The sequence below is a fragment of the Parajatrophihabitans canadensis genome, assembly GCF_053764775.1.
The window spans coordinates 4,321,973-4,335,287 of sequence record NZ_CM132445.1 but is presented as its reverse complement, the minus strand read 5'-3'; the positions used below and the strand labels follow the sequence as shown (position 1 = coordinate 4,335,287).

15 protein-coding genes are annotated in these 13,315 nt (G+C 65.1%); 4 read left to right on the top strand and 11 right to left on the bottom strand.

Going from position 1 to position 13,315, the window contains the following annotated elements; translation table 11 throughout:
* The first annotated feature begins 9 nt into the window (after positions 1-9).
* Both ACSMXN_RS20835 and ACSMXN_RS20830 read left to right on the top strand, forming a co-directional pair.
* Positions 10-396 carry a hypothetical protein gene (locus ACSMXN_RS20835; protein ID WP_022915549.1) on the top strand — a complete coding sequence of 129 codons (387 nt, stop codon included), beginning with the start codon at positions 10-12 and terminating at the stop codon, positions 394-396.
* Positions 396-2,516, top strand: a complete 2,121-nt coding sequence (locus tag ACSMXN_RS20830; RefSeq protein ID WP_022915548.1) for a hypothetical protein — start codon at positions 396-398, stop codon at positions 2,514-2,516. Before ACSMXN_RS20835 ends, ACSMXN_RS20830 begins: the two co-directional genes overlap by 1 nt.
* 3 nt (positions 2,517-2,519) lie before the next feature.
* Here the strand turns inward: ACSMXN_RS20830 and ACSMXN_RS20825 are convergent, their stop codons facing one another.
* Positions 2,520-3,059 carry a hypothetical protein gene (locus ACSMXN_RS20825; protein WP_022915547.1) on the bottom strand — a complete coding sequence of 180 codons (540 nt, stop codon included), beginning with the start codon at positions 3,057-3,059 and terminating at the stop codon, positions 2,520-2,522.
* Positions 3,060-3,264: 205 nt separating this feature from the next.
* Positions 3,265-3,441 carry a hypothetical protein gene (locus ACSMXN_RS20820; RefSeq protein ID WP_196811452.1) on the bottom strand — a complete coding sequence of 59 codons (177 nt, stop codon included), beginning with the start codon at positions 3,439-3,441 and terminating at the stop codon, positions 3,265-3,267.
* A gap of 709 nt (positions 3,442-4,150) precedes the next feature.
* Between ACSMXN_RS20820 and ACSMXN_RS20815 the strand changes: the two genes are divergently transcribed.
* Positions 4,151-4,360 (top strand): hypothetical protein, encoded by a 210-nt coding sequence (locus ACSMXN_RS20815; RefSeq protein ID WP_155958562.1) that lies wholly within the window; start codon positions 4,151-4,153, stop codon positions 4,358-4,360.
* Here the strand turns inward: ACSMXN_RS20815 and ACSMXN_RS20810 are convergent.
* The 7 genes from ACSMXN_RS20810 to ACSMXN_RS20780 all read right to left on the bottom strand — a co-directional run bounded on the left by ACSMXN_RS20810 (position 4,357) and on the right by ACSMXN_RS20780 (position 10,199).
* Complete coding sequence (locus ACSMXN_RS20810; RefSeq protein ID WP_455407785.1) at positions 4,357-5,298, bottom strand: tyrosine-type recombinase/integrase; 942 nt, start codon at positions 5,296-5,298, stop codon at positions 4,357-4,359. The two genes, ACSMXN_RS20815 and ACSMXN_RS20810, sit on opposite strands and share 4 nt — an antisense overlap.
* 16 nt (positions 5,299-5,314) lie before the next feature.
* Positions 5,315-5,635 (bottom strand): hypothetical protein, encoded by a 321-nt coding sequence (locus ACSMXN_RS20805; RefSeq protein ID WP_155958561.1) that lies wholly within the window; start codon positions 5,633-5,635, stop codon positions 5,315-5,317.
* 572 nt (positions 5,636-6,207) lie between these two features.
* Entirely contained in the window at positions 6,208-8,151 is a 1,944-nt protein-coding gene (locus ACSMXN_RS20800; RefSeq protein WP_051149079.1) for a flippase-like domain-containing protein, read from the bottom strand.
* Positions 8,148-8,501 (bottom strand): alcohol dehydrogenase catalytic domain-containing protein, encoded by a 354-nt coding sequence (locus ACSMXN_RS20795; RefSeq protein ID WP_027139995.1) that lies wholly within the window; start codon positions 8,499-8,501, stop codon positions 8,148-8,150. Before ACSMXN_RS20795 ends, ACSMXN_RS20800 begins: the two co-directional genes overlap by 4 nt.
* Positions 8,502-8,616: 115 nt before the next feature.
* Positions 8,617-8,868, bottom strand: a complete 252-nt coding sequence (locus ACSMXN_RS20790) for a hypothetical protein (RefSeq protein ID WP_022914557.1) — start codon at positions 8,866-8,868, stop codon at positions 8,617-8,619.
* Between the two features lie 73 nt (positions 8,869-8,941).
* Entirely contained in the window at positions 8,942-9,625 is a 684-nt protein-coding gene (locus tag ACSMXN_RS20785) for an NAD(P)-binding domain-containing protein (protein WP_022914558.1), read from the bottom strand.
* A gap of 91 nt (positions 9,626-9,716) precedes the next feature.
* Positions 9,717-10,199: a nuclear transport factor 2 family protein gene (locus tag ACSMXN_RS20780; RefSeq protein WP_022914559.1), complete on the bottom strand. Its 483-nt coding sequence runs from the start codon at positions 10,197-10,199 to the stop codon at positions 9,717-9,719.
* Positions 10,200-10,350: 151 nt separating this feature from the next.
* Between ACSMXN_RS20780 and ACSMXN_RS20775 the strand changes: the two genes are divergently transcribed.
* Positions 10,351-10,827: an RrF2 family transcriptional regulator gene (locus ACSMXN_RS20775; RefSeq protein ID WP_022916126.1), complete on the top strand. Its 477-nt coding sequence runs from the start codon at positions 10,351-10,353 to the stop codon at positions 10,825-10,827.
* A 244-nt stretch (positions 10,828-11,071) separates the two neighbouring features.
* On the opposite strand, the gene ACSMXN_RS20770 is transcribed toward ACSMXN_RS20775, so the two are convergent.
* A complete protein-coding gene (locus tag ACSMXN_RS20770) occupies positions 11,072-11,914 on the bottom strand; it encodes a LysR family transcriptional regulator (protein ID WP_455407633.1) in 843 nt (280 codons plus the stop codon).
* A 76-nt stretch (positions 11,915-11,990) separates the two neighbouring features.
* Complete coding sequence (locus tag ACSMXN_RS20765) at positions 11,991-13,061, bottom strand: oxidoreductase (RefSeq protein ID WP_022915872.1); 1,071 nt, start codon at positions 13,059-13,061, stop codon at positions 11,991-11,993.
* Between the last annotated feature and the right edge of the window lie 254 nt (positions 13,062-13,315).

Here is a 13,315-nt window from a genome sequence, read left to right as displayed (position 1 = left end):
GCCGAACCGATGAGCGTCAACGTCACGCCGCCTGGTCCACGACAGCCAGACTGGCGATCCATGGTCGAGGAGGCGCTTACTCCTTCCCGCGTCAGTGATCCGGCCAGCGCTCCCGGCTCGGCAGCCACTTTGCGCGCGGTGATCGATCACAAATTGCGCGCAGACGGCACCTACGCCAACGGCTTGGAACTAGGTCTCGCCGAGAGTGTCGTGTTGCAGGCGGCGCTGGGTAACGCCGCTGCGCAGAACGCCGTGGTCGCCGCTGTTAAAAACGCACGGGTGCGATACACGCAAGCTAGGGGAATCGTTCGTGCCTTCGGCGGGCCAGTCGATCTTAACGAGGATGTTGCTGCCGCGACGGGGATACGCCCGATCGCCCCATCGGCAGGTGTCTGATGCCCGGCACACCGCTTGCAGCAGCGTTCATCGAGATTCGGCCGGACGTCTCGAGCACAAAGTCGGCAGTCGACGGCGAGTTCAAAAAGATCGACGCGACGCCCACGGGCAGGAAGATCGGCACCGACCTGACCAAGGGCGTCAAGGTCGGCAGCGCTGGCATGGGTGCCGCGGTAAAAACGGCCGTGGCCGGCGCTGCAGGCGCGGTAGCGGCCGCCGGCATATTCAACTTCGCCAAGGATTCCGTGGAGGGCTACCAGGACCACCTCAAGGTGCTGGCGCTCACTGCGCAGGTCGTGAAAACGACCGGCGGTGCCGCCAAGCTCACGACGCAGCAACTCAGCGATCTGTCCGACCAGGTCGAGAAAAACACCGGCGTGGACGGCGACCTGGTCCTGGGTGCCGAGAATCTTCTGTTGACCTTCACCAACGTGCGCAACGAGGTGGGCAAGGGCAACGACATCTTCACCCAGGCCACCGGGATCGTCACCGATATGTCGGTGGCGCTCGGGACTGACGCAAAAGGCTCGGCGATCCAGCTCGGCAAGGCCCTCAACGATCCGATCACGGGCGTTACGGCCCTGCAAAAAGTTGGTGTTTCGTTCACGGCGTCGCAAAAAGACCAGATCAAGACACTGGTCGACACCGGCAACGTGCTCGGCGCGCAAAAGGTAATCTTGGGCGAGCTCAGCAAGGAATTTGGCGGTGCGGCAGCCGCTGCCGAGACGCCCTCACAACGGCTCGAGGTGGCCTATCACGGACTGCAGGACCAAGTGGGCCAACAGCTGATCCCGGTGCTGACCAAGGGCGCCCAAGTGCTCACCGACGACGTGATCCCCGCAACCTCGAGCGCAATCAAATTCGTTACGGATCACGGCACCGCCGCCAAGGCAGCTGGCGTTGCGATCGTCACGCTGTACGGCGCGGTCAAGCTCGCCGAGGGCGCCCAGCGCATCTCGAATGCCACCACCGTAATTGCCACCGGCCTGCAAAAGGCCCTAGGAACGCAGGCGGCCGCGACGGCGGTCCAGACGGCCGTCGCCGGCGAGGCTGCAACAACCGCGGCCGCTGTCGAAACCACGGCGGCGCGTGGCGCAGGGCTGGCCTCGAGCATCGCCCTCGGCCCGGTCGGCATCGCTGTCGGCGCCGTTGGCTTGGGTTTGGCCGTAGCCACGAAAGGATTCGGTCTGTTCGGTGGAGCGGCGAAAAACCAGGTCCAGCCGGTCCAGGCGCTCACTGATGCGATCACGGCCGATGGCGACGCGGTTGGCAAGCTGACGACCGCGCAGCTCAACCAGACCCTGCAATCGAATGGCGCGTATGACGCCGGCTTGAAACTGGGCGTTGCCCAGAACGTCGTGCTGCAAGCGGCGCTGGGTAACGCTGATGCGCAAAGGCAAGTTGCAGCCGCGGTGGACAAGGCGCGCGGTGCATACGCCAATGCAACGACGACCTCGGCTGTGTTCGGAAGCTCAACCAGAGCGGGCGGCGTTGCCACGAAACAAGCGACGCAGGCCCAGCTTGACGCCAAGAATGCGGCCGACAAGTTGGCGGGCTCGACAGGTGCACTCAACGGCCAGCTGGGCGCATCGAAGCACGCCGCGGATAACGTTGCCGCGGCGCTGAGAGGCATACCAGTCAAGGTCAATACGAACGTGACCGTTGCGAGCAAGGCCGCTTTCGACGCGGTATCTGCCCTCAACTCTCAGCTGGATTCGGTCACGCGTGACCGCGTCGTGAACATCTCGATCGGCAACCTGACCGCGGCGAACAACGACAGCCGCCTGGCGGCGTTGATCGGTGCCAGGGCTGAAGGTGGCCCGGTCATCAAGGGCCAGCCATACGTCGTTGGCGAGAAACGTGCCGAGCTGTTCGTGCCGAACGTCAACGGCACGATCGTGCCCAAGGTGCCGGATCTGATCAACAACCGGACCACTTCTCAGCCAGCGGCCGCTGGCGGCGCCGATCTAGCTCCGCTACTGCAGAGCCTCGGCGATCAGATGCGGTCCGCCGTCGAGACCATGGCCGCGTTAGTCGAGCGCCCGGCCCGGGCGTACGTTGACCGCAACGACCTCGAGCGTGCCAATCAGATCAACGCCTTTAAGACTGGCCGGCGGTAGCGCCTACCCGATTCGCGCCCAGTCGCAACCGCCTGAGAACTTGACGGCCTTATCGGAGGGGTCAATCTGGATCGTTGTCGGGCCGTCGATGTTGTCATTGGCCACGATCGCGCCGATACCGCCGCTGAGGCTGTTGTCCCGCTCCCAGTAACAGCCCTCTGAGCCGTCCGTGTGCCACAGCCCGGGCACGATCTCAGTCCCCACCACGTACTGCCCGTCGCTGGTTTTGTTCAGCGGTGGCGGCGTGTAGGTGATCCGGACCTGCACCGTGTGCGTGGCGATCACCTTGGTGATCGTGGGCGTGGCGGTGACCATCTGGAATGACACCGTGGTGCTGACCTGGGTGACGGCCGGCAATGGCGCGGCCGCCTTGGCCTTGTTGCTGCCGGCGGACGCGGCACCGACTCCCAGGCCGACAACGAGCACCACAGCGCCGCCGATCCATAGGAACTTCTTTGACAGCTGCACTTTGTTGGCTGGCTGCTTTGGCGCCCCGGGCGGTATGACCGCCGGCGGCTGCCAGGGCGGGGTGGGTTGATTCATGGCGAGAGCATGGCAGATTTAACACCGGATTAACAGATGCTAGAGAGGTACGGTGCGCGGTCGCTGCCCTACTGTAAGACTCGATCGCCTTGCAATCGGTCCTTGAATTCGGCGAATCTGTTGGTTCACAAGGGTGTGTCTGTCCACACGATGTCAACAGGCGTCATGCACACTTGTGGACGTCGGTGACCGTAGGTGGCAGACATCAGATTGTGGCGATCTGATCGGAAATGAACAGAAACAGGCGGCCTCCCGTGGGGGCCGCCTGTTCGTTTTGCGGCGTGGCGAGCACATGTTGTGGGCCGCGCCTCGTATCTTTTAGTAGCCACAGTTTGAGTTTTGCCAACATACCTACGAACGAAGGAGTTTCTTCGTGAGTCATCGAGAGCCTGCAACGTGCCCCCACCCAATGGCGTACTAAGCCGGCACGTTCAATTCCTTGCCGCACTCTATGCAGTGCGGAGTTCCGCCGTAGCCGGTGATCCGGCCATCACGATCCATGCAGATCGCCGGATAGCTGTCCGGGTCCGTGGGTCGCCGCTCGAGGCGGAACCACGCGGACCCACATTCGCAGGTCGCGTAATCCGGAGTCGGGGACCCCCGATGAGCGTCGAGTTCAACTACGACATTCATTCGAATTCCTAACTCTAGGAGCACCACAATGAGCAATTCGCATCGGCCCAAAGGGCCAAACGGTAGTTGGAAAACCGGACAACGTGTGCCGAGGTCGGGTCAATGGGTTGATCAACTTGGTCAGCTCAACTGGTTTGACGCTGGGTCAACATTTCCGCCCGTAGTTGGGCGGAAGGGCGGCCCTGTCGCGTTTCGCACACTGTTCCAAGCCGTTGCCGCGGCTCAGTAACACCAACTGCATCGTATGAAGATAGGCCGGGAGGGCATCGATTTTGGTGCTCTCCCGGTTTTTCTTGTGCTGCGTGTTGGGCTGCCCCGCCGCTCAACCTCTGTTCCCAGTGGGTCCAGAGGGTCGACCCTACTACGACATTACTTCGTTGTGGAGTCTCCAGAATGATGTCGGCCATCACGTCTACGCCTCGCGCGGCGTTCGATGAAGCGGGTCTAGGGTGCGCAACGTGGCACAACTTGATGCATTGGCGGACTTCCTCGAGGCGCGGGCTTTTGATCGCGATGTCAGGGCCGTCGACCGTGAAAAGACCCTGGGTATTGTCGTTGCTTACCGTGCCGGAGTGACGCCTCCCGAGACGGAATCGGCCATGCGGTCCGTGGCGAACGCGTTCAACGATCATCCAGACTTTCGAGCCGAGTGGGCGCCGGGACTCTAGGCCGACACACGTCGTCGCCAATGCTCATCGCCAGCCATGCGCGGCGAGCCGGTTGTTGTACGCGCGGTGACCCCGGGCAGCGCGTTGAGTGCCTCGGAGAGCTGCGTTCCATCGACCTGGGTATAGAGCGCTGTTGTGGCTGGCGACGAGTGGCGCAAGAGCTCCTGGGCCACGCGCAGATTGCCCTTCGCCGAGCGGAGCGCCTGGGTGCCGTACCAATGGCGCAGCTGGTGACAGGTGGCCTGGACGCCGGCCTTTCGCATCGCTTGTGACACTGCCCGGCCGGCGCTGGAGCGCGTGATGGGCATGCCGGGATTGCTGGGCGACGGAAACCAGAAGCCGCGCTCGGGGTACTTGGCCGCCTCGGCCGCGATCACCGGGTGCAGCGGCAGCAGCGCGGGTTTGCTGCCCTTGCCGAACACATAGAGGGTGTCACCACGGATGTCCTCGCCTCGGATCTTGGCGATCTCGTGCGCCCTGAGGCCCTGGTACGCCGCGAGCAAGATCATGGTGCGCGTGCGGGCGTAGAACCTGCCGGCGTCAAGGATCGCCTGCAGCTCGTCCGTCGTGATTGGCCGCGGCACGGCCTTGTGGGTCTTGATGCGGCCCAGTTTTGCGGTGGGGTCATCGGTGCGGATGTCCATCGTCAGCAGCCAGCGATAGAACACCCTGAGGTGGGAGTACCAGCAATGGCGGGTCTTGGGCGTGTACCGCTCATTGGAGATGAACGCCGCCAGCGGCTCCCAGCTGCACGTGATCGGGTCGCAATTCTGCCGCATCGCCAGACGACGGATCAGCATCTGGCGTTCCTGGATTACCCGGCTGTTGAGATTCGCGGCTCTCATCCAACCGGCCCACATGTCGAGTGTCTGGTCCAGGCGGACGTTCTCACCGCGGGGCAGTGCGGTACAGCCCTTGGTGCCGAACTTCGGGTGCATCACCACGGCCGACGCCTCAGGCCTTATCGAGCTGATCGGCGGCCGCGGCGAGCTCCGTGGCGAGTGCACGAGCGTCGGTCGCTGTAAGTTTGTCGCCGCCGGTCGAGTAGAGCACCAGCGCCGGCGTCGAGAGATTGGCGGTGCCGTCCGCGAGCACGACGTTGGCGGCCTCCATCACGATGCTGATTCGGCCGAGCATAAACAGTGTGGCGCTGTGTTGAATGGCCACGCTGCCGTCGGCGTCGTGCATCGGCTGGTGGTCGATCGGGATCTGAGCGCACCACGGCGGGCAGATCGGAAGTGCTACAAGGGCTCGATTCGTAGAGTTACGGGTCATGGTCGGATTCCTATCTCAGGTAGGGGTTCGGTCTAGGCCTCGGCCTGGTGTTTGCGCGCCGGCCGGGGCCGCTTGATCTGGTCACGCGGTGGTCACACACGAGCCGGTGGGGCTCGTGATGAAGGGTGACGAGACGTTAGTTGCGGGCGCCGAATCCGCTGCGAGGTAAGGCCAACCGTGATCACTCAGGATCACCCGTGACGGAATCGTTGGAACTCGTAATGAGAAGGTCTAGGGTTCGATTCCCTAAGGCGGCTCCATCTAGGGCCGGCCTTACGAGGCTGTATGCCAAATTCTAGAGATTGAAGCCCGAGAGTGTCACGAGGGTGCAAATGCACTTCCGCCGGTCCGCCCAATAGCTAGCATTCCACCCTGCACTGCGGTGAGGCTTTGGCCGCCTGTAGTACGAGTCCGACCACCTCGCCGACGGTGTGCCTGGTGGCATTCAGGACCTGCGCGCTCCTTGGTGGAGGCCTGAGCGTGACCTGTCCAACGGAGGTACGGGGAGCAGCGCGCAGAGAACGCCAACGACTGGAACGAGGAAACCGATCTGGGTGGTCGGGCTAGTTCCGTTACGGGTATTCGTAGCCATGGTGAGGTCCTTGACTTGTGGGCCTAAACGGAGTTGGGGTTGAGAGGTAGGCGGGCAGAGAAGTCGCAAGGGCTGGTTTCCCCCTTGTGATGCGGACACCCTGAGTGCCGTTTGCCTGGGAGGGTTCGCGGTGGTCGTGCCGCCACGTGAGCAGCCATACGCCCCAGCCGATGGCGACGATGAAGGCGAGGCTGACGAGCCGGTATAGGAGCACGACGGCCGCCGCGGTCGCGACGGGTACGCCGCCACGGTCTAGGACGAGCACCATCGCGGCGTCGACCATTCCCAGGCCGGCGGGTACAAGTGAGAGTCCAGACACGCTCATCCCGGCGAGGTAACTGCTCACTATGAGAGCGGGCGTAACGCCAGTGAGACCGATGGCTTTCGCGCAGGCGACGAGGCAGAGCAGGTCGGTCGACCAGTTGGCGATGGCCAGGCCAAGTCCCAGCGCCCAGTCCCGCGTTCGCGGTCTGATCGCGGCAAGCTCGCCGACGAATTTGTAGATGCCCTCGATCCCGGTGGTGGCCGGCCTCTGCCGCAACCGATTCACCGCCGAGATCAGCCACGACCCAATCCGAACTGATGGTTCGGGTCGATGGCTCACCGCGTGCAGCGCAGTGAGGACAGCCGCCATGATGAGTACCGAGACGACCAACAGAGCGGGGCTGCCGTGGGCGGCACCGAATGTAAGCGCAGCGGCTAAGGCGATCAGCGCGAACGATGAGGTACTGAGGACTGCCGACGATATGAGCGTGAAGCTAGCCGAGGCCGTGCTCACCCCCCACGCGCGAAGCCTACGGAAGGTGTAACCGGAGGAGATCGCCGTGCCCGCGGGCAGCGACATGCTTACCGCATTGGCTGCGTAGGTCATCGCCGCGATCTTGCGCACCGAGATCCGGCCGCCCGAAGCGCGAAGCATCCGGTGCTGCATTTGCGCGAAGGTCGCCATGGATGCCAGTTCCACTGCGATTGCTGTGGCCAGCCACCAGAGATTCGGATGCCGGAGCCACCTGCCAGTACGGTCGACGTAGGGCTCGACGGCCACCAATTCGCTCACCAAGATGGCGGCGAGGGCCGCGAGGAACACGCGACGACGAATCCGATGCCCGGCGGGTCCTGCGGCCCGATGCTGCTGACGGGGGCGGTTGGGTCGGCTCGCGGCCGTGACGGTGAGCGTCGCGAGCGCGAGCACCGCGGCTGCCGCTATGACGTCGAGGAGGTAGTGATTGCCGGTGGCGATGACGACGAACGCGGTGAGCAGCGGGTAGCTGGCGCCAGCGATGCGGATCAGGCGATGGTGAGCGTGACGCATGATGAGCCAGCCGGCCCACAGTGCCCAGGCCACGTGCAGCGAGGGTATGGCGGCATACTCGTTGGCCAGACCGCCGAGACCGCGGGGCGCGCTGCTCGGGCCGGACCACCATCCCCATTGGTGGACGTCCGCCAGGGTGTTGCGGATTCCCGAGCCGGGTAGCAGGCGTGGCGGTGCGGTGGGGAACAACCAGAAGCCGACGAGGCAGGCCGCGGTGGCGAGCATCAGGACCCGGCGCGCCGGCCGGTAGGAGTTGGGGTGTTGGCGGTAGAGCCAGACGAGCACGCCGGGTGTGACGATGAAATGCAGCGTTGCGTAGAAGTAGGCCGAGGGCACGGCCAGCCCGGGCAGGTGCCACAGGAGTTGGTTGAGTCCATGCTCCGGCGCGACGTGCAGCTGCCGTTCGGCGTGCAGCAGCAACGAGCCGTGGTGGTTCGCCGTGCTGACGGTGCCGTGCCGCAAGGCGCGGGTCGCGTCATAGGCCGCGTAGAACAGTGCGACGAGGGGTAGCTCTGTCTGCCAGCGCGGGAGCCGGCGTGGATGAGGCGGAGGCGGCGCAGCGGCCGCCTCCGCCTCGATGAGCCCGTGGGGACGGGCAGGACAGAGCGTCATGAGCAAGACGGCGGTGGAACATCGGCGTTGCTGGGGACGATGGCGTATTCGCCCTGGGCTCGCACCACGCCGGTCGCGCCTTGCACGATCGCGACTACGGGGGTTCCGGGTTCCCACCCCGCATACGGCCCGACGGCGTCGACCGTGCCGGCGACGTCCCAGCCGAGCCCGAAATGAGTCCCTGGCGGGGGCGCCGGGAACAGGCCGCTCCACGCGGCCACATCGGCCGGGTTGAGGGTCGCGGCGTCGACCTTGATCCGGATCTCGAAGATTCCCGGCTCCGGTAATTCAACCTGGGCAACCTCGATGACCTCAGGGCCCCCGACAGACCTATACACAACTGCTCGCATGATTCGTTCTCTTCTCATTTCGCTGACGACATATAACGGGCGCTGACTGTCGTAAGGGCAGATCCTGTCGTGGTGTGAGGCGTCCTGCGTCTGCGCCGCAGTCACGCGTCCGCGGTTATCGGTGAGCCAGAACTCGCTTCTGGGATTGGGGGATCACACGTAGGACGATGCGGCCTTTTCCGTGGCGGGTGGCGGCGAGTTCGTGTGAGGCGTAGCGGGTGGCGTTGTCTCCGATGGCGGGGTTGACGGCCGCGGCGTGCACGCGGACGAGGACAGAGTCGACGTGCACCTTGGGCGGTGCCACCTCGGCGAGTTCGAGGATTCCCGGCTCCGGGCCGCGGTAGGGGTGGTAGACGACCGCTTTCATCGTGCTCCGCCGGGGGCGGACATCGCCTGTTTGAGGGCGATGTTGTGGTGTAGGTGGAAGACCATGGTGGGGCTCAGCGTCGGGCCGAGGCCAGTGCCGTGCGGACCTCGTCGGCGGAGGCGGGGGCGGCTGGCTGGCCTAGGTAGTGGTTGTCCTTGGTCACCGCGTATGGCGCGCAGAAGGCTGGAGTGCCGACCTGTGAGCGCCAGCTTTCGGTGAGCGGCCCCATGTCCAGGAAGTCGAACCCAAGCAGTGAGAGCAACTCGGCGGCGTGCTTGTTGGCGCCCGGGTCGTTGCCGGCGATCGGCAGGGTGGTGCGGTCGGCGGAGTCCACGGGCCGCGGCAGGGCCGCAAGGTGTTTGTGGTTGATGTTGTTGAACGCTTTCACGACGTGCGCCTGGGCCAGGTGGCGCTGGAGTATTTCGCTGTCGGTGAGCGTCTTCGCGTCGAGTTCCGGGATGGCGCCGTCACGCGGGGCCCAGTAGTTGCCGGTGTCGATGACTGTTTTGCCGACGAGGGGTTCCCGGGGCATTGCCCCGACAGCGCTGAGCGGGATCGTCACGACGACCCAGTCACCTGCGGCGGCTGCCTGCGCGGGAGTGCCAGCACGGGCCCGCGACCCCAGTTCGGCCGCGAGCCCGGACAGCGTCGCCGGTCCCCGGGAGTTGCTGAGCACGACGTCCAAGCCGGCGTCGACCGCCAGCCGAGCGAGGGCGCTGCCGATGTTTCCACTGCCGATCAGTCCAAGTGTTGCCATGCCTGCGATGACCTCCTGTTTGAGGGTTGGATGGCCTGAAGAACCGGGGCCCTCCACAGCCCGCCGTAGGGGCTGCGGAGGCCCCGGATGCTCAGAAGGCGTAGGGGATGTCGTGGATGACTTCCTGGTGGCGGATCTTCCACGTGCCGTCGGTCCGGCGGAGGTTAAAGCGGTAGTACCCGGACTCGATGGGCGTGATGCTGCCCTGGGCGCCGAAGGTACCGGCCGGCCACCCGCCCTCGGGCTTGGCGGCTCCGACGACGTTGTAGGTGATGAACTGGGTTTCGATGCTGGCCTCGTCGCCGTCGATGCTGACCAGGTGGTCGTAGGTGGTGTGGTGGCTCCAGCCCAGGGGCGGGTGCGGCGCCATGGCGTTGGTTACCGCCGCCTCGATCTGATCTGCTCCGGTGAGTTTCCCCAACGGTTGCCTATCGTCTGGTCCACCAGGTCCGTGAAGATAGATCTCGGAGACTCCGTCAGCCTCGAAGAGCGCGGCCATCGCCGCGCCGTCGCGCCGGTCCGCGGCCCGGGTGTAAAGGGACACGACCTGTTTGATCTCGTTCTCAATACTCATGATGTTCTCCGGTTCTCGTCGACGTGCCTGCTAAGCACCTAATCTGCACTAGTGAAAAGTACATATCCCTCGACGGAAATGCAACCGTAAAAGTTGCTATATTGGGTGACAGCAACCACCCAGCCACGCGCGAGAAGAGACGGGTACGAGCATGTTGGACGTGAGGTTCTCCAGCGCGCTGAAGGCGATGCTCCTGCTGGGCCACGCCGACGAAAAGGGCAGTCCCATCCTCAGCTCGACCCAGATCGCGAGGAGCCTGAACACGAACCCGAGCCTGGTACGCAAGCTGATGGTTCCGCTGGTGCAGGACGGTCTCGTGGCATCCGTCAAGGGCCGCAGTGGGGGTGTCCGCATAGGCCGGCCCGCCGACCAAATCGCCCTGCGAGAGATCTACCGCTCCGCCATCGGCGACAAGCCGCTATGGGCTCCACGCCCGGACGGGCCCCTGGAGTGCCTGGTCACGAACCACTCCGCGCAGTACTTCGCCAACCTCACCAACGAAACCGAAACCGCCGTCCTCGGCGTATTGGCCGGCCGCACCCTCGCCGACAGCCTCGACGAGTTGCGCGCCATCGACAGGGTAGGCAGCAATCCCGGTTCCGGGATCCCGGACTGGCAACCGGTCTGAGTTCGCCCGACGGAGCCCTCTGGGAAGTTCGCTCTCGGGGAAATCATCACCTGCTGTCCGCCTGGCCGGCTGCCTGCACACATAGCGCTCGCGGACCAGCGTCGCTGCTCTTTAGGTGTCCATCCGATCCGTCTTTAGCGTAACCAACCTGAACGACGACCTGCGGGGTAGAGCGATGACACGCGGCAGTCATCGTTACCCCGCGGGTATGGATCGCGTCGGGGTCGGTCAGTTTTTCGGCGGATCAGCCGGTGGCAGCGCGGGGCATCGCGAGGGACGACGCCGGAGCCGGGCCGACGCCGGGGCGGCGCGCCAGATCGAGCAGGTCGGCTATCCGCGGATCGTGGGAATCCACTGACCACGCCAGCAGGAGCTCCGACGGAGCAAGCCCTGTGACCGGAATCGCAGTGACCGCGGACCCCAACCGCTCGACGACACTGTCCCCGACCACCACCACGAGCTTGCCGAGCGCCACCCGCTCGACCAGCTCGTCCACCCCGACGCGCGGGCACTCCGCCCGGTAGGACGGATCGCGGCGGAGCAACTGAGGCGTGAGCCGGCCGCGTGTGGCCCACCGGTGCGACTCTGGGAGTAACGCGACGGGGTTCTCCACGCCGACGTCGGCCGAATCCAACCGGTCGATGTCCTCGCTCGCGCACAGCAGCGCGACATCGGCCTTGCCCTCCCGCACGGCCGCGGCCTGCCGACGGGTGAACACCACATCGATGCTCCCTGGGCCGTGACGTCCCTCGTAGCGACGATGCAGCTCGCGCAGCAGCCCGGACCCCGTGCCCGGGGCCGCCGCCACTCGCAAGACAGCTTGCGCTGCCCGCACCCGCTCCACCGCTCGGTCGACCGCTCGCAGCGCGGTGTAGGCATCCGGGAGAAACCGCGCGCCGGCGGCCGTGAGCTCGACCCGTCGGCTGGTGCGCTCGAAGAGCGTGACCCCCAGCTGCCGTTCCACCCGGCTGATGGCGCGCGACAGCGGGGGCGACGCGATGCCCAGACGCTCCGCCGCGCGAGCGAAGTGCAGCTCCTCCGCCACGGTCACCACGTACTCGAGCTGCCGAACCTCAAGCCGATCCATACCCACAGGGTAACGACGACGTGCCCGACTGCGTCAGGCCCCCTCCTGGCCCGTCGTCCCCGGCGCGCGGACTCGCTCAGGCCTCGGCCGCTTGTTCCCAGGTGGCCGGATAGTCGACGAGCCCGGCCGGCCCTGGACTGTAGAAGGTCTTCGGGTCGGCAACTGCCAAGGACCGCCCGGTGGCTAGTCGATGAGGAAGGTCGGGATTGGCTATGAACAGGCGTCCGAATGCCACGACGTCGGCATCCTCTCGTTCGATCAGCGCCTCGCCCTCTTCTGGAGTCAACTCACCGGTGACGATCAGGTTTCCGGCGTAGAGCTCTCGGAGTCGGGCGACACTCAGTCCGTCACCCGCGCCCTTGTCTCGATCAGGTTCAGTCACTCTCGTGACGTGCACGTAGGCCAGGGATCGGGCCGACAGCTGCCTCAGCAGGTGGGCGAACACGTCGTCACCGTTCGGGTCCGGAGCCCCGTTGACCGCTGCACTCGGCGACAGCCGAATTCCCACGTGTTCCGCACCGACCGCGGATACCACCGAATCGATGACCTCAAGGGTCAGACGAGCCCGATTCTCGACACCACCGCCATAGTGGTCGGTCCGCGCGTTGGCCTCGCTTCGCAAGAAGCGGTCCATCAGGAAGCCGTTTCCGTTGTGAATCTCGACGGCGTTGAAGCCGATCGCGCGGGCGGTGCGTGCGGCCGCCGTCAACGCCTCGATGAGTGCCTGAATGTCGTCCCCGCCGAGATCCGCGGGCTTCACCTCGGCGAGTGCCGCCCAGCCGGGTCGGTAGCTCTGCCCTTCGTGCTCGAAGCGCGGCCGACCGACGTGCCACAACTGCGCGACAATCTGGCCGCCTTCGCCGTGAACGGATTGGACGACACCGGTCCATGCTTCGATCTGTGGCTCGGTGAACATCCCCGGCAGGTTCGGGTATCCGTCGCCGTACGCCGCGGCAGCGATCGTCTCACTGATGATCAGGCCCGCACTCGCTCGCTGCCGGTAGTACTCCCCGACGATCTGCGGGACGACGCCAGCAGCGTCCGCCCTTAATCGCGACATCGGAGCCATCACGATCCGATTCCGGAGGCTGAGAGCTCCCATCTGTATCGGCGTGAAAAGTATCGACGCGGCTTTACTGATCGGCATGAGCGACCTCGCTTACAGGAGCACGACACCCATCGAACGTGGGCTTTGCCGGCGACAGAACCACTACTCGATCACGTGAGCCATGACGTCTTCGGTATCGATCGTTACCTTCACGGCAACGGATGACCGACGGGTCGCGTGTACCTGAGGCTGGCCGAGAGGATGGCGTCTCGCCGGTCCAGGAAGTCAGAATTCGCAGGGCATCCTCGGAAGCGGCGTGCGGTTCGGCGGCGCGGGTGCTGAGGATTTCTCGC

What these genes read in the sequence shown, in the direction of transcription:
- ACSMXN_RS20835 (WP_022915549.1), top strand. Translation starts at nt 10, where the DNA reads ATGAGCGTCAACGTCACGCCGCCTGGTCCACGACAGCCAGACTGGCGA.
- ACSMXN_RS20830 (WP_022915548.1), top strand. Translation starts at nt 396, where the DNA reads ATGCCCGGCACACCGCTTGCAGCAGCGTTCATCGAGATTCGGCCGGAC.
- ACSMXN_RS20825 (WP_022915547.1), bottom strand. Translation starts at nt 3,059, where the DNA reads ATGAATCAACCCACCCCGCCCTGGCAGCCGCCGGCGGTCATACCGCCC.
- ACSMXN_RS20820 (WP_196811452.1), bottom strand. Translation starts at nt 3,441, where the DNA reads ATGACTCACGAAGAAACTCCTTCGTTCGTAGGTATGTTGGCAAAACTC.
- ACSMXN_RS20810 (WP_455407785.1), bottom strand. Translation starts at nt 5,298, where the DNA reads ATGCACCCGAAGTTCGGCACCAAGGGCTGTACCGCACTGCCCCGCGGT.
- ACSMXN_RS20805 (WP_155958561.1), bottom strand. Translation starts at nt 5,635, where the DNA reads ATGACCCGTAACTCTACGAATCGAGCCCTTGTAGCACTTCCGATCTGC.
- ACSMXN_RS20800 (WP_051149079.1), bottom strand. Translation starts at nt 8,151, where the DNA reads ATGACGCTCTGTCCTGCCCGTCCCCACGGGCTCATCGAGGCGGAGGCG.
- ACSMXN_RS20795 (WP_027139995.1), bottom strand. Translation starts at nt 8,501, where the DNA reads ATGCGAGCAGTTGTGTATAGGTCTGTCGGGGGCCCTGAGGTCATCGAG.
- ACSMXN_RS20790 (WP_022914557.1), bottom strand. Translation starts at nt 8,868, where the DNA reads ATGAAAGCGGTCGTCTACCACCCCTACCGCGGCCCGGAGCCGGGAATC.
- ACSMXN_RS20785 (WP_022914558.1), bottom strand. Translation starts at nt 9,625, where the DNA reads ATGGCAACACTTGGACTGATCGGCAGTGGAAACATCGGCAGCGCCCTC.
- ACSMXN_RS20780 (WP_022914559.1), bottom strand. Translation starts at nt 10,199, where the DNA reads ATGAGTATTGAGAACGAGATCAAACAGGTCGTGTCCCTTTACACCCGG.
- ACSMXN_RS20775 (WP_022916126.1), top strand. Translation starts at nt 10,351, where the DNA reads ATGTTGGACGTGAGGTTCTCCAGCGCGCTGAAGGCGATGCTCCTGCTG.
- ACSMXN_RS20770 (WP_455407633.1), bottom strand. Translation starts at nt 11,914, where the DNA reads ATGGATCGGCTTGAGGTTCGGCAGCTCGAGTACGTGGTGACCGTGGCG.
- ACSMXN_RS20765 (WP_022915872.1), bottom strand. Translation starts at nt 13,061, where the DNA reads ATGCCGATCAGTAAAGCCGCGTCGATACTTTTCACGCCGATACAGATG.